At 37.3% G+C, this 13,275-nt stretch carries 11 protein-coding genes and 1 tRNA gene; 5 read left to right on the top strand and 7 right to left on the bottom strand.

Annotation, left to right across the window (positions count from 1 at the left end; all coding sequences use genetic code 11):
- Positions 1-76: 76 nt before the first annotated feature.
- From aspS to ppa, 4 genes are all read left to right on the top strand, one after another.
- Positions 77-1,834 (top strand): aspartate--tRNA ligase, encoded by a 1,758-nt coding sequence (gene aspS, locus G6W41_RS07765; RefSeq protein ID WP_194171148.1) that lies wholly within the window; start codon positions 77-79, stop codon positions 1,832-1,834.
- A gap of 188 nt (positions 1,835-2,022) precedes the next feature.
- A complete protein-coding gene (locus G6W41_RS07760) occupies positions 2,023-2,592 on the top strand; it encodes an adenylate kinase (RefSeq protein ID WP_194171147.1) in 570 nt (189 codons plus the stop codon).
- 107 nt (positions 2,593-2,699) lie between these two features.
- Positions 2,700-3,038 (top strand): NirD/YgiW/YdeI family stress tolerance protein, encoded by a 339-nt coding sequence (locus tag G6W41_RS07755; protein ID WP_194171146.1) that lies wholly within the window; start codon positions 2,700-2,702, stop codon positions 3,036-3,038.
- A gap of 69 nt (positions 3,039-3,107) precedes the next feature.
- Positions 3,108-3,626 (top strand): inorganic diphosphatase, encoded by a 519-nt coding sequence (gene ppa, locus G6W41_RS07750; protein ID WP_107856429.1) that lies wholly within the window; start codon positions 3,108-3,110, stop codon positions 3,624-3,626.
- 34 nt (positions 3,627-3,660) lie between these two features.
- Here the strand turns inward: ppa and G6W41_RS07745 are convergent, their stop codons facing one another.
- On the bottom strand, positions 3,661-4,323 hold the full coding sequence (locus G6W41_RS07745; RefSeq protein WP_194171145.1) for a hypothetical protein: 663 nt from the start codon (positions 4,321-4,323) through the stop codon (positions 3,661-3,663).
- A gap of 186 nt (positions 4,324-4,509) precedes the next feature.
- On the opposite strand from G6W41_RS07745, the gene G6W41_RS07740 reads away from it, so the two are divergent.
- A tRNA-Ile gene (locus G6W41_RS07740) sits at positions 4,510-4,586 on the top strand.
- A 105-nt stretch (positions 4,587-4,691) separates the two neighbouring features.
- Here the strand turns inward: G6W41_RS07740 and G6W41_RS07735 are convergent.
- The 6 genes from G6W41_RS07735 to G6W41_RS07710 are packed head-to-tail and all read right to left on the bottom strand — an operon-like array spanning position 4,692 to position 13,008.
- A complete protein-coding gene (locus tag G6W41_RS07735; RefSeq protein WP_194171144.1) occupies positions 4,692-5,351 on the bottom strand; it encodes a M48 family metallopeptidase in 660 nt (219 codons plus the stop codon).
- A complete protein-coding gene (locus G6W41_RS07730) occupies positions 5,344-8,418 on the bottom strand; it encodes a type I restriction endonuclease subunit R (RefSeq protein WP_194171143.1) in 3,075 nt (1,024 codons plus the stop codon). Before G6W41_RS07730 ends, G6W41_RS07735 begins: the two co-directional genes overlap by 8 nt.
- On the bottom strand, positions 8,415-9,803 hold the full coding sequence (locus G6W41_RS07725) for a hypothetical protein (RefSeq protein WP_194171142.1): 1,389 nt from the start codon (positions 9,801-9,803) through the stop codon (positions 8,415-8,417). The genes G6W41_RS07730 and G6W41_RS07725 overlap by 4 nt, the downstream gene beginning before the upstream one ends.
- Positions 9,784-10,935 carry a restriction endonuclease subunit S gene (locus G6W41_RS07720; protein ID WP_194171141.1) on the bottom strand — a complete coding sequence of 384 codons (1,152 nt, stop codon included), beginning with the start codon at positions 10,933-10,935 and terminating at the stop codon, positions 9,784-9,786. The genes G6W41_RS07725 and G6W41_RS07720 overlap by 20 nt, the downstream gene beginning before the upstream one ends.
- A complete protein-coding gene (locus G6W41_RS07715) occupies positions 10,932-12,422 on the bottom strand; it encodes a type I restriction-modification system subunit M (RefSeq protein WP_194171140.1) in 1,491 nt (496 codons plus the stop codon). The genes G6W41_RS07720 and G6W41_RS07715 overlap by 4 nt, the downstream gene beginning before the upstream one ends.
- Position 12,423: 1 nt before the next feature.
- On the bottom strand, positions 12,424-13,008 hold the full coding sequence (locus G6W41_RS07710) for a restriction endonuclease subunit S (RefSeq protein ID WP_194171139.1): 585 nt from the start codon (positions 13,006-13,008) through the stop codon (positions 12,424-12,426).
- Positions 13,009-13,275: the final 267 nt, after the last annotated feature.

The following is a 13,275-nucleotide window of genomic DNA, read 5'->3' as shown; positions in this document are numbered from 1 at the left end:
TATTTTATTTTAACAAAGCTTTTCAAAAGAAAAAAGCGATTATAATTGCCTAAAAAACATTGCAAAGGAGCATTTTATGCGAAGTCATTATTGCACCGATCTTAGCAAAGCTGACATCGGCAAAGAAGTAATACTTTGTGGCTGGGCAAACACATATAGAGACCACGGTGGCGTTGTTTTCATCGACTTAAGAGACGTTAGCGGGCTTATACAATTAGTTTGTGACCCTGCTGATAGCAAAGAAGCACACGACGTGGCTGCAAAAGTAAGAGATGAATATGTCTTAAAAGCAAAAGGAAAAGTAAGAGCTAGGGGCGAAGGACTAACCAATCCAAAGCTAAAAACTGGCGAGATAGAGGTGATAGTAAGCGAGCTCATCATCGAAAATCCAAGCGAGCCACTACCATTTATGATAGGCGATGAGAGCGTAAATGAGGACATCAGGCTGAAATACCGCTTTTTAGACCTTAGAAGCGAACGCTTGCAAAATATCTTTAAAATGCGTTCTCGTGCGGCGATCGCAGCTAGAAACAGCCTAGATAAAATGGGCTTTATCGAGTTTGAAACTCCAGTTTTAACACGCGCAACTCCAGAAGGTGCGAGAGACTATCTAGTGCCAAGCCGCGTGTATCCAGGCCAATTTTACGCGCTTCCACAAAGCCCACAGCTATTTAAGCAGCTTTTGATGTGTTCTGGCTTTGATAAGTATTTTCAGATAGCAAAATGCTTTCGCGACGAAGACTTAAGGGCTGATCGCCAACCAGAATTTACTCAAATAGATATCGAAATGAGCTTTGTCGAGCAAGAAGATATCATAAATATGGCTGAGACGATGCTAAAAGATATCTTTAAAGCCTGCGGACACGACATCAAAACGCCATTTAGACGTATGAGCTACAAAGAGGCGACCGAGACTTACGGCTCAGACAAGCCTGATCTTAGATATGATCTAAAAATGATCGATGTGATCGATATTTTCGAGCGCTCAAGCAATGAAATTTTTAGCTCTATCGCAAAAGATAAGAAGAAAAACCGCATAAAAGCGCTAAAAGTGCCAAATGGTGACAACATCTTTAGTAAACGCGAGATGAATAGATTTGAGGAATTTGTACGTAAATTTGGCGCACAAGGTCTTGGCTACTTCCAGATGAAAGAAGATGGTTTAAAAGGTCCGCTTTGCAAATTTTTCGAGCAAAGCGATCTTGACGAGATCGTCTCAAGATGTGAGCTAAAAGTTGGCGACGTCGTATTCTTTGGCGCTGGCAAGAAGAAGATCGTGCTTGATTATATGGGACGATTTAGAATTTTCCTAGCTGAGCAAATGGGCATCATCGATCAAAACAGACTTGAGTTTTTATGGGTGCTTGACTTCCCAATGTTTGAGCAAAATGACGACGGCAGCTACTCTGCAATGCACCACCCATTTACAATGCCAAAAAATATAGATGAGCCTGATCTTGAAGATATCCTCTCTATCGCTCACGACGTCGTGCTAAACGGCTTTGAGCTTGGCGGCGGAAGCATAAGAATTCACAAAAACGACATCCAACAAAAAGTCTTTAAGCTTCTTGGCATAGATGAAGCCGAGCAGCGTGAGAAATTTGGCTTCTTGCTTGATGCCTTGACATTTGGTGCGCCTCCACATGGTGGTATAGCGATCGGCTTTGACAGACTAAATATGCTTGTAAATAAAGCAAGCTCGATCCGCGACGTCATAGCCTTCCCTAAAACACAGCGCGCTCAGTGTCCACTCACAAAGGCACCAAGCTACGCTAGTAACGAACAACTTAGGGAGCTAGGACTAAGGATAAGAGAAAAAGAGCAAAAGGCTTAAAATTTTTGCAATAAATTTAGACTTTTAGATGTCTAAATTTGAGTTATTTTATTTTAAAGATTAAATTTTTGAGATGATTTTGGATGTTGTGCAGAAAATTTCATCCCAAAGCTAGACATATAGTCTGCTGCAGGGTGAAATTTTCAAACTCATTCAAAGGCGCTCAAAAAATATAAAAAAGGGAAAAAATGAAGAATTTATTTTTAATCATCGGCGCTCCAGGCAGCGGCAAAACAACAGACGCATCGATCATCGCACAGCAAGATGAGAAATTTGCTCACTTTTCAACTGGCGATCTTTTAAGAGCTGAAGTAGCTAGCGGTAGCGAGCTTGGCAAGCTGATAGACGGCTTTATCTCAAAAGGAAATTTAGTCCCACTTGACGTTGTCGTAAATGCGATCGTCTCAGCTATCAAAAGCTCAAATAAATCAAACATCATAATCGACGGCTATCCAAGAAGCGTTGAGCAAATGACCGAGCTTGACAAAGTCTTAAGCGAGCAAGATGAAATTTCTCTAAAAGGTGTCATCGAAGTAGATGTTAGCGAAGATGTGGCAAGAGCTAGAGTGCTAGGCCGTGCAAGAGGCGCTGACGATAACAACGAAGTCTTTAACAACCGCATGAAAGTCTATCTTGATCCGATAAAGCCTATCCGCAAATTTTACAGCGAAAAAGAGCTACTTCACGTGGTAAATGGCGAGCGTGGCATCGACGAAATCGTAGCTGACATCAAAAATTTACTATCTAAACTTATATAAATTTACAGACCTTGCATCAAAAAGGTGCAAGGTTTTAAAACTTACCATTTATTAACACCAAAAATGCAATATCCTTTAAATTTAACAACCAATCAAAAAGGATAAAAATGAAAAAAATCATCATCGCTTCACTGGCTGCTAGCATCGCAATGGCTGGAGGCTTTGTCTCAAATCACAAAAGCGAAAATGTTATAAGCGTAAAAGAGGCTTTAAAGCTAAATGATGACGCAAAAGTCGTGATTGAGGGCAAGATAAAGTCACACATCAAATCAGATAAGTATGAATTTGTTGATAAAAATGGCGACACTATCGTTGTTGAGATTGACAATAACAAGTGGGGCAATGTAACAGCTAACGAAGATACGCCTTTAAGGATAAGAGGCGAGGTGGATAAAGAGCTTACAAAAACGAAGATCGACGTAGATAGCGTAGAGGTTGTAAAGTAGTTAAATTTACGAGTATTTAATGCAAAAAATACTAAAATCACGAAAATTTCTAATAAAAAGGACGAATATATGGACGTTTCAAAGATCAAATTTGGCTCAAACCCAGACAAAATCAATGCCGTAATCGAAATACCTTATGGCTCAAATATCAAATACGAGATCGACAAAGATAGCGGTGCAGTCGTAGTTGATCGCGTGCTTTACTCAGCGATGTTCTACCCAGCAAACTACGGCTTTGTGCCAAACACACTTGCAGCCGACGGCGATCCAGCTGATATTTTGGTGCTAAACGAGTATCCACTCCAAGCTGGTAGCGTCATCCCTTGCCGTTTGATAGGCGTTTTAGTGATGGAGGATGAAGCAGGCATGGATGAGAAGCTTTTGGCTGTGCCAGTTACAAAGATTGATCCAAGGTATGAGGCGATAAAAAGTTACAAAGATTTGCCAACTGCGACACTAAATAAGATCAAAAATTTCTTTGAAACTTATAAAATTCTTGAGCCAAACAAATGGGTAAAGGTGAAAGAATTTAAAGACGCAAACGCTGCAAAAGAGATTTTAGACGCTGCGATAAAAAATTATAAATAAAAAGGAGGGGTAACTTCCCTCCAATAATGTAAATTTATAATGCAGTTTGTTCTAAGTTAGATATAAGAGTTTCTACCCTTCTTTTTTCCTGCAACTGTTTTTCGTTGTGATTTTTTACTTCATTCTTACGATTTTTATGCATTTTATAGAAAGATAGTCCAGTAACAGGCACTGCTGGTATAAAAGCCAAATAGCTTTTAGTGAAATAAGTAAAAATAATTAGAGATATAACAAAAACAATAAAAGACGCAAAAATTATAGTAATCATATTGCCAAAACCATATTTAATCAATGATGGTTCAAACTTTGGCAATAAATGATACCCTCTTGTGATGTTTATGAAATAATCAATATCACTATAACCGCCAGTAATCTTTTCATAATTAACAACAAGTTCGTCGCCATCATCAAGTAGCATATCTGCATTTTCTGTTTGAAATCTAAATTTATCCTTTTTACCTGAAAGCTCAAATGTATAGATAAAATTATGAATAGTATATGAGGACGTATATGTCGTGCTATTTGTGCTTCCTTCAATATACTGCTTTTTATTTGCAGATAAATCCCCTTTAAATAAATTTCCATATTTATAATTAGTTCCGATATCCGTTGTATTAGTAGTAGTTGTGTTCGAGAAAGCATCACTTATAACTTCTTTTTTCATATTGGTAATTACGCCTCGATAAATTTCTGACATCTGCCATCCTTTTAATAAATTTGCGATGCGCATTCTAACAAAAAAAAAAAAAAACAAAGTCAAGCTAAAGCTTGCTAATATATCTATAAAATAGATAGCTAGATATTTAATTACCAATATACAAAAACATATAAATTTAGCAACAAATAAGCTTTTTCTTGTATAATACGGTTTTCTTTCAACTGTGGGTTCATAGCTCAGTTGGTTAGAGCATCCGGCTCATAACCGGATGGTCCCAGGTTCGAGTCCTGGTGAACCCACCACCTACTTCACTAACATTACAAGATCAAAATTTTTCGTCTTTTTTATTTAAATTTTAAAATATTTTTAAAATTTAAAAATAGATAAATTTAAATATCCCAAAATTTCTAAGTTCTCTCTAAAATTTCCTTTCGTTTTTGCCAGTCAGGCATATAAAGCGTCAGATAGTCATAAAATTTCTTTGAGTGATCATGATAGAGAAGATGCACTAGCTCGTGGAATACAACATACTCGATACACGCTCTTGGCTTTTTAATAAGCTCTATGTTTAAATTTATATATGATTTATATGGATTGCAACTCCCCCACCTCGTCTTCATCTGCCTTATTTTTACGCTTTTAATATCTTGTTTTACTATCTTGTTAAACTCTTGCAAGATATTAAAAAAATACAGCATCGCCTTTTTGTTATACCATTCATAGACCAAATTTCTTTTTCGCTCTAGGTCGTTTTTATCTTTTACAAAGAGTTCCAGATAGCCCCTTTGAAGCTTTACCCGCTCCTCTTTAGACTGCACGACTTTAAGCCTATAACTTCGCCCAAGATACTTAAAATCCTCGCCGCTTACATACTCTTTTTTCGGCGTCTTAAACGAGGCAAAAAACGCGCGCTTTTGTGCTATCCACTTGGCTCTTTTTTGCATGATAAATTTTATATGCTCATCACTTGCCGTTTTTGGCGCAGTTAGGATAGCTTCGCCGCTAGGTCTAACTTTTAAAGTGATATTTTTTACGTCTTTTCGGACGATTTTTACGCCTTCAAGCATAAAAACTTATCCCTATGCCTCGGATATTTTGGTAAATTTTCTCTTTCTCATCGATAGAAACGCTGTATTCGTCCTCTATCTCCCAAAGAGCGTCTTCCATCTGGCTTGTTATCTCGTTTTCTACATCTTTATTTTTGTGCCATTCTGGTTTTTTTGACGCTTTTTCATAAATTTCATAAAATTTCACGCTCAAATTTCTAGCTACCACCTCGACATCCATAAGCCCCACATCGCCTAAAATGTCAAGCAAATTATCATAAATGGCAAACAAAATTTTCTTACCATTAAATTCTTTTGGATACCTGTCTTCATTTGGCTTTAAAGCACCAGTTATTAGGTCTTTTAGCAGTTTTGCTTTGGCAAGCTTTTCCTCTTCGCTTAGCCTTTTTGCCTTGTACTCGTCGATGATATCTTGTATCTGTTGCGCTATTGATTTATAAAACGCTGGATTTGAGTCCATTTTCTCTTTTACCACCGCGCTTACGGCACTGATGATCGTGTCAGCCTTTGCGTTTTTACCCTCAATTCTTTGCACCTCATCATCAAATTCCGTTTCAAAGATATTTACGAGCTTGGTAAGCTCATTGACCTCTTTTGCGCTCACATAAGTATCAAGTAGCTTTTGCATCTGCGCTTCGTATTTACCAAAGTCGCAAGCCTCGTGATACCTTAGCTGCACGGCTTTTCTTAGCTCGTTATAAAATTTAACTCTTTGCTTATAAGTTTTGATATCCTCTTCGCTTAATATGTCATAAATTTTCTCGCTTGAAAGCGCTAGTTTAAACGCTCTAGCAAACTGTGATAGCCACTCTTTAAAGTCGTCTCGTTTTTGCACGTCCTCTAAAACCGCCACGTAGCTTTCCAGATCATCTTTAAATTTAACACCGCTAAAAAGATCATCAAGATGAGTATAGTAGGTCTTTGCCTTTACTATCTCGCTTCTTACGTCTATCACGGCTCCGCTTAGATCATCTGGGTCAAATCCACTTAGCGACGCATAGCTAGTAAGCGCCTGATCAAGCTCACCTAAAAGCCCTCTATAATCAATAATGTATCCGTAGTCTTTGCCGTCATAAAGCCTATTTACTCTAGCTATGGCTTGGAGCAAATTATGCTCCTTTAGCTGTTTATCTATATAAAGCGTGCTTGCTCTTGGCGCATCAAATCCCGTTAAAAGCTTATCCACGACGATGAGCAAGTCTATCTCGTCGCCGTAAATAAATTCATCCTTCACATGTTTTAGATACTCTTCCTCACTGCCGTAGCCCCTTATAGTATCTTGCCACGCCTTTGCGACATACTCTTTATGCCCGCCCTCAAGCTCCTCGTGCTCGTTACTTGATATCACATAGGCACTTTTTATCTCTCCAAATTCCTCAAATATCTCATGATATTTTATGGCGTCATATTTTCTTTGCGTTGCCAGCATCGCTTTAAAGCCACTTTTTTTCAAAGTCTTTTTGATGTGCTCATTTATATCCACGGCTATTAGCTCCAGCCTTTGCTCGCTTGATGCCACACGCTCAAACCTCGCCCACTTTTGCTGCAAGTCCCTTTTAGCTTCATCGCCAAGCTCTCTTGATATGAGATCAAATTTCCTAGTTAGCCCATCAGGGTCTAGCACCTCTTGACCCACATATCGCCCCTCGTAAAGTAGCGGCAAGACGGCTCCGTCTTTTACCGCGTCATCTATCGTATATCTATGAATTTCTCCGCCAAATTTCGCAAAGCTGTTTTTCTCGCGCTTTAAAAGCGGCGTGCCAGTAAATCCTATATAACAAGCAAGAGGCAACGCCTTTTTCATAGCCTTATGCAGATCGCCGCCTTGCGTGCGGTGGCTCTCATCCACTAGTACAAATATATCGCCATCTCTTATCACTACCTTTTGGTTTTTCACCTTTTCAAATTTATGCACGAGCGTAGTTATCACGCTAATGCCACTTTGTAGCTTTTCTATTAGATCGCTTCCGCTACTTGCTCGCCCTGCTTTTACGTCCGTGTTTTCAAAGGTTTCGTGTATCTGCCCGTCTAGATCTATCCTGTCAGTTACTACGATGATCTTTGAGTTTATATAAATTTGCTTTAAAAGCTTCGTTAGCATCACCATCGTGAGCGACTTGCCGCTTCCTTGCGTGTGCCAGATGAGTCCGCCCGCTCTTGCTCCATCTTTTATCATTGATACTCTCTTTAGCGTCTCTTCGATAGCGAAAAACTGCTGATAGCGACAAACTTTCTTCATCTTTTGATCAAACACTATATAGTGCCTAACTAGCCTTAGCAGCCTATCCTTAGATAGTAGCGCAAAGAGCGTCATATCAAGCACACTTATCTCTCTACCATTTACCACACCCTTTAAGCTCTCTTTTGCTTTCGCTTCGTCCTGCTCTTTCCACACGCTATAAAATTTAAACGCCGTGCCAGTAGTGCCATATCTTGCCCCGCTTCCGTTTGCCGCGATAGTTAGCTGGATGTATTTAAAAAGGTGTGCTATCTCATCTTTGCCCTGCTCTTTTTCAAGCTGCTTTATGCCGTTTTCAAAGCTAACGCTTGATTTTTTAAGCTCGATTACGACTATTGGTATGCCGTTTATAAAAAGCACGAGATCGGGTCTTCTGTGTTTTTGCGCATCGCTCTGGCTTACTCTACTTACTTCAAATTCTTCAGTCACGTAAAAGTCGTTGTTTTGTAAATTTTCAAAGTCTATAAATTTAAAAGAGAAGCTTCTTCTCGTCCCATCTTCTAAATTTTCTTCTAAACTGGTGCCAAGCAAGAGTAAATTTGTGATCCTTTCATTTGCGACCATTAGCCCTTCGTTTAAAGATACCCCAGCTAGCTCATCGACCGCTTTTAAAACATTACTTTGGCTAAATTTATACCTCTTGCCCTTATACTCATAGCCGTTTATCTCACCAAGCTTTTGGGTTAAAATTTCCCTAAACAAAACCTCGCTTGTTTTACCGCCGCGAAGCTTTAAATTTTCCTCCCTGTTTATAAATTTATAACCCAAGCTTTGAAGCAAATTTATGCTATTTTGCTGGATTTTGCTTTCTGAAGTATCTGGGGTCATTTTTTCTCACTTTGACTTAAATTTTTAATAGATTGCGTTATTTCGTTTAATATTGTGCCGTCTCCATGCTTTTTATCTAATGTTTTACTTGCATTGTATGATATTGTGTTTATAGCTTCCAAAATTAGCTTTTCTAGCAATTCACTATCTTCTTTACCTAGCTCACTAATCTGCTTTTTATAGCTTATATATGATCTAGATAATGCTTCCTTGTGTGCGTATTCTTGTTCTAGTCTTTGATTTTCACTACGTCTCTTACTGGCATATACAGCAACCCATATCAAAGGTAATGTTATGGGCAAAGAATGAAGTATAGATTTTGCAATCTCTTCTATCGAACTTAAATTTTTTAATGTCATAAAAGACAAAATTGAAATAGCAAAAAGACAGACTACAAATACACCATTCCATATTCTAATTGGCCATATAAATTTTTTTCTTTCAATACTATAAGCCTCTGCCAATCCTGCACTAGTTGCACCTTCTAATAATTTTTCTATTTCTTTCTCAAAAGCTTTGTGCTTTAAACCATGTTCTTCTTCAAGTTTATTTAATTGATTTATTTGATCGTTTTTAAATTCCTCAAGTTCATTCTTTCTTGTTACCAATTCTTGTTCTAATCCTCCTATTCTTTTTCCTTCTTCTTCATCAAATTTTCCAAAAATTTTTACATAAAATTTTTCAAGATCTTCCAAATCCTTATTTGTTTCCGTTAAATACTTTTTAGTTAAATTTATATCATTTAAAATATCTTTTTTTGCTTCCAGTATCTCAGTTTTTGTTGATATATAATCTTTTTCATCGATTAAAGTTTCATCATGAAATTCTGCAATTTTTGTATATTTTTCTTTTATTTCGTCAAAAAAGTCTTTAACACTATCTTCAATACTATTCTCTCCATCTATTAACTCGTTCTTTAATCTATAAATTTCCCTGACATCTGTTTTTATTTTTTCTAAATTTATATCCTCCAAAGCCTTTTTTATAGTATCTGTGTATTCTTGCACCATGTTGGAAACTGATCTGCTAGAAATTTTAGGCATTAGAATATTTAAATTCCTTAACCCAGCAATAAGCTGGTCTATATAGTTATTTGTTGCTACAATGTAATCAATAGTTCTATTATTGATGAATAAATCAAAATAATGCAAAGCACTTTCTAAATAACTTCTTGAATTATCCAATAAATTTTCTGGGCTTAATTCAGGATCGATTAGCTTTAGATAGCTATCTATAAAAATTATAACTTTTCCAAGTCTATTGTATTCATCAATAATTTCTACATTCCCAATCTCTTTAATATTAAATTCACTAAATTTTGTCTTAAATAGTTCCCATTTGCTATGAAAATCACTCGACCCATATCTAGTCATCCATCTTGACATTTTTTCCTCCTTTTACTTTTGTTCTTATGTTTCCGCTTAGTAGCTTTTGCATCAAGCCTTGTTTTTGTTTTTTCAAATTTCCTAGCTTTAAATTTAGTAAATTTATCTCATCATCGCAAGCCGTTAAAACCTCTGCAATTTTTTGTTGCTCTTTTAAATTTGGAAGCTTTATCGAGATTGTTTTCATATCATTAAAATTTAAACTCTCCCTAACGCTTCCAGCCAGATATTTAGGTAAATTACCCATAAAAATATGACTTTGAAACCAAAATTTTAAAAAACGATTATCTAAATTTTCCAAACACTCAAAAACAACATACATAGGACTTAAAATTCCTATTTCATAGCTTTCTAGTAAAGCAATAGAACCAACATTTATTCTAGACGGGTTATAGGCAAAATTTCCTTTTCTTACAATTTTATAATTTGCGGTATTGTCGCTAGCAACGCTTTTATCAAAATATTCGACTTGCGTTACAAATCCAAATTTATTTGTTACGCTCAAAACCAAATCAATATTTTTAGTATTTCTCTCGCTTTTTTCTTCCAAGAAATTCCCAAGCTTTATTTCTTTCCACTCGTCTTTGAATTGGGGAAAGCGGATCTTGGCTGTGAGTAAATTTTGCATAAAAGCTTTTTTAAACTGCTTTTTGCTTTCTATCAAATTTATAGTTAAATTTATAGCCTCATCCCAAGTAGATAAAATTTCTGCTATCTTTTCTTGCTCGTCTAATGGCGGAAGCGGGATTGTTTGTGCATGTATATCATTTCTGTTTAATGTTGGAACGCCAGAACCAGCACTAAATCTTGCTAAATTAAGGTTGATATACATATAGTAGATAAATTTGGGATTATTGTCGTAAAAATTTGTAACCCACAGCGAAGTATTATGTGGCCAATAATCCTCCTCAACATATACTACTTTCCCAATAGTCCCAGATCTTCCAGTTATAACGCCTGGGCCTTTAGCTTTAAATTCATTATGAAATCTCAATATGCCGTTAGAATATACTACTGGATATAAACCTTCTTTAATATTGTCGGTTGGCAAATCATATCCTCTTTGTAATGGCGCAACCTTTTCAAGCTTCACGACCTTCCATCCGCTCGGTAAATTTTTAAATTCGCTCATAGCCCAAGCTCCGCAAGATACTCGCCCATCTTGCTTTGAACGCTTTTTAGCTCGGATTCTAAGCGTAAAATTTCAGCCTTCGTAGCCTCGATATTTACAAGCTCTTCTTCTTCAAAGGTATCTACGTAGCGAGGGATGTTTAGGTTGTAGTCGTTCTCTTTTATATCGCTAAGGCTTGCTAGGTGGGAGTATTTTTCTATCTCGCTTCTGTTTTTGTAGGTAGCGACTATCTTTTTGATATTTTGCTCGCTTAGCGAGTTTTGGTTTTTGCCTTTTTCAAATTCCTTGCTAGCGTCGATAAATAGCACGTCTTCGTTTGAGCGGTTTTTCTTAAAAACGAGTATGCAAGCAGGGATGCTCGTGCCGTAAAATAAATTTGCCGGTAGTCCGATGACGGCGTCAAGTAAATTTTCTTCGATCAGCTTTTGGCGGATCTTGCCCTCATTTGCCCCGCGAAATAGAACTCCATGTGGAAGCACGACGCCCATTTTGCCGTTAGTGCCCAAGCTTTTTATCATATGTACGACAAATGCGTAGTCGCCCTTGCTCTTTGGCGGTAAAGCATAGCTAGCAAATCTCATAAAAGGATCGTTCGCAGCAAAGTCAGCACCCCATTTATCTAGGCTAAAAGGGGGATTTGCCACGACTATATCAAATGTCTTTATAAGATTGTCTTGTAGATGAAGCGGGTTTCTGATCGTGTCGCCCCACTCAATGACGGCGTCATTTATCTCATGCAAAAACATATTCATCTTGCAAAGCGCGTGAGTTTGTCCGTTTTTCTCCTGTCCGTAAAGGCGGAAATTTTTGCTACCGACCTCTTTTGAAGCCTTGATAAGAAGCGAGCCAGAGCCGCAAGTAGGATCATAGATCATATCGCCCTCTTTTGGCTCAACCAGCTTTGCAAGAAGCGTCGAAACCTCGCTTGGCGTATAAAACTCTCCGCCTTTTTTGCCAGCGTCACTTGCAAAGTGAGCTATAAGATACTCGTATGCGTCGCCTATTATGTCGTTGCCTTCAAGCATAGATGGGCGAAGATCTAGCCTAGCGTCGCTAAAATCATCAAGCAAATTTTGCAAGATAGCGTTTCTCTCTTTAGTGTCGCCAAGCTTGTTTTTGTTGTTAAAGTCGATGCTTCTAAAGATGCCTTCGAGCTTATCTTTGTTGTCCTCTTCGATCTTTTCTAGCGTTTTGTTCATTATCTCGCCTAAATTTACGGCCTCTTTGTGCGCCAAAAGATACTCAAAGGTGCAACTCTCATCAAGCTTAAATTTCTCTTTCTTTAGCTTTGCTTCGATCCTCTCGCTTTTATCGCCGTATTCGGCTCTTAGCAACTCAAGCTTTTCTTTATAAAAATCAGATAGATACTTAACAAAAAGCATCGTTAAAACATAGTCTTTATAGTCGCTTCCGTCCATCGTGCCGCGAAACGTGTCGCAAGCCTTCCAAACTACGTTATTTATGGTATCTTGTGTGGTCTTTTGCATCTTAGTTCTCCTCTTTTATTAAATTTTCAAATATGCTTTTGTGGTATCTTTGCTTTTGGGCTGCTAAATTTTGTAAAATTTCGCTCTCCTGGCGAGCTAAATTTAGGTATTTTACTATCTTGTTTTGAGTTTGCAAATTTACAAGCGGTATTTTTAGATTATTTATACTTGCAACGCCTATCATCGCTATGGTGGTGCCTGAAACATCTGGCGCAAGGGCTCTTTTAATGGCGTTACTGTTTAGATAATGAGCCACAAAATGCGGATCAAATTTAACACTTTTAACCCTTATGCGAACCATCAAAGATGTGTAGATAAGATCGTCATAGTCCTTGTCTATATAAACGGCAAAATTTGGCTCTCTAAGGCGCAGTAAAACATCGCCACGGCTCACTTTATACTCATCGCTTATTTTTTCGCTTGATATGAACTCATCGGCAAATGTGTCATCAAATAGCGCATTTTCATTAAAGGACTTTAGCGAGACTACTTTATAGCGAAATTTCTCATCTACGTTTTTGTCCGCCTTTTTGCGGATTAAAACTAGACCAGTTTTTATCTCAGATATGTCGCTTATTTTTATCATTTCAAGATGCCCATTTCTGTATTATTTTAAAAATAATACTAATGCTTTTATGACCGAAGTATATCAAAAAAGATAAAAACTAACAATACATTTTTATATTATTTCTAAAATAATACATTAAATTGACGACTAAATTCTTAATTATTTTTTAAACGATAAATTTACTTTAGCAAATTTATCTCTGCGTTTTTTAAATTTATCTCGATTTTTAAGCTAGCATTTGGCTATAATCACTCAAATTTAGATTGCGGTCGCAATTTACATTTG

This window comes from Campylobacter concisus, from assembly GCF_015230035.1.
GTDB lineage: Bacteria > Campylobacterota > Campylobacteria > Campylobacterales > Campylobacteraceae > Campylobacter_A > Campylobacter_A concisus_BK.
This window is presented reverse-complemented; position numbering and strand designations above follow the sequence as displayed.